The sequence below is a fragment of the Actinosynnema sp. genome (assembly GCF_052038725.1).
Map to the genome: position 1 here is coordinate 1 of NZ_JBQGCX010000943.1, position 2,257 is coordinate 2,257.

The following is a 2,257-nucleotide window of genomic DNA, read 5'->3' on the forward strand; positions in this document are numbered from 1 at the left end:
GGCGACCTCCTGGTCGTGGGCCACGGGAACACCCGCTGCCCCGACCCCGGCGACCCGGTGGACCCGCTGGGCCGTGTCCCGATCGCGACCTGCCCCGACGCGCGGGCCGGGGGCGGCGTCGACCCGGCCCGCACCAGGGGCGCCTACTTCACCCGCTGGGCCGACGTCGACGGCGACACCTCCACGTTCGACTCCTCCTCCGCCGAGCTGACGATCCCGGACGGCGCGTTCGTCGACTACGCCCGGCTGACCTGGTCGGGCAACACCGGCACGGTGCTCCAGGCCGACTCCTCGGCCACCAGCGGCTGCGACGCCCGCCAGCAGGGCGCGGGCGTGGTGCTGCCGGAGCTGCCGCCGGAGGCGAACATCCCGGTGTCCGGTCCGGACGTGACGCCCGCGTTCCTGCGCGTGCAGGGCGTGCCCGCCGCGAACGTGTACGCCGAGGACTACACCGAGGACGACCTGGGCTCCCTGGCCCCCGGGCAGGCCCAGCTGTACTCGGCGGGCGCCGAGGTCACCTCGGTGCTGACGGCGGCCCCGACCGGCGTGCCGCTGGCCATCGGGGTGGGCAACGTGTGGACCCCGGAGGGCTTCGGCTGCTTCGGCGGCTGGTCGCTGACCGTGGCCTACTCCTACGACGTGCCCGACACCAACGCCCCGTACAAGACCCAGGTGCAGCTGCGCAGCGGGCACGTGCGGGTCTCGCCGGGCGCGGGCCCCTACGAGGTCACCGCACCGGGCCTGCGCACCTCGGCGCAGCGGACCCTGCTGGGGATCAGCGCGTTCGGCGGCGACCACGACCGGGCGGGCGACCGGGTGCTCGTCGACTCCGCCGCGCAGCCGGGACTGGGCGACCAGGGCAACTACTTCAGCGGCGGCGTGGACGGGGCGACCGCGCCCACCGACGCGAACACCATGGGCGCGGACGTCCACTCGTTCGTGAGCGGCGACGTGCTCACCGCCCCACCGGGCGGGACCCGTGACCTCCTGTTCCGCTTCGAGCCGGGGACCGACGACTACGTCCTCACCGACCTGGCCCTCTCCACCCCGGTGGGCACCGGTGTGGTGTCCGGGCGGGTGTTCAACGACCGCAACAACAACGGCGCCTACGAGCCCGCCGACGGGGACACCGGCATCGGGAACGTCCGCCTCACCCTGGAACTGGACTCGCCGACCGCGCCCGCCGCCGTCCCCGAGCGGTTCACCGCCGCCGACGGCACCTACCTGTTCGACGGCCTGTCCGAGGGCTCCTACACGCTCACCGAGTTCCAGCCCGCCGACTACGCTGACGGGACCGACACGCCGGGCTTCAACGCCGTCCCCCAGGGGGACGACCGGTTCCGGATCGGGTTCCTGTCCGACCTGGACGCCTCCACCGACAACCTGTTCGCCGAGCTCGCGGGCGGCGAGCTGTCCGGGACCGTGCGGGCGGGCGGCGCGGGCGTGCCGAACGCGCTGGTGCGGCTGACCGGCGACAACGGCCTGTCCCTCGACTTCACCACCAAGAGCACCGGCGCCTACTCCTTCCCCCGGCTCCCGGCGGGCGACTACACCCTGGTGAGCACCCACCCCGGCGGCTACGCGGACGTGTCGGCCAGCGCGGGCACGGCGGGGGGAGCGGTCACCGGCCGCAACGCCGTCACGGGCATCGCGCTCGCCGCGGACCAGGTCGGGACCGACTACGACTTCCTGCTCGCCAGGGCCGCCTCGATCACCGGCCGGGTCACCGACCAGGCGGGCAACGGCATCCCGGACGTGCGGCTCGACCTCACGGGCCCGGTGGACCTGACCACGACCACGGCGGTGGACGGCGGGTTCTCCTTCAGCCCGCTGCCGCCGGGCAGCTACACCGTCACCGAGACCCAGCCCGCCGGGTACGGGCAGGGCGGGGCGACCGCCGGTGACGCGGGCGGCGTCGTGGGAGCCGACGTGATCTCCGCGATCACCCTGGTGGAGAACCAGCAGGCCATCGGCTACGTCTTCGCCGAGAGCGCCGCGTCGGTGTCCGGGACGGTGTTCGCCGACCGGAACCGCAACGGCCTGGTCGACCCGACCGAGCTGGGCCTGGACGGGGTGCTGGTCGACCTGGTCGGGCCGGGCGGCACGCGCACCACGACCACCTCGGCCGGTGGCCGGTACGCGTTCACCGCGCTGGCCGCAGGCACCTACGAGGTGGTCGAGCGCAGGCCGGTCGGGTACGCGCGCGGCGCGGTCGTGGCGGGCAGCGCGGGCGGCGCGGTCGCGGGCGACGGGGTCA

1 protein-coding gene is annotated in these 2,257 nt (G+C 74.9%); it reads left to right on the plus strand.

The features are described from left to right. On the plus strand, nt 1-2,257 hold a 2,257-nt coding region (locus ACTUAL_RS19985), incomplete at both ends, for an MSCRAMM family protein (RefSeq protein ID WP_440901318.1).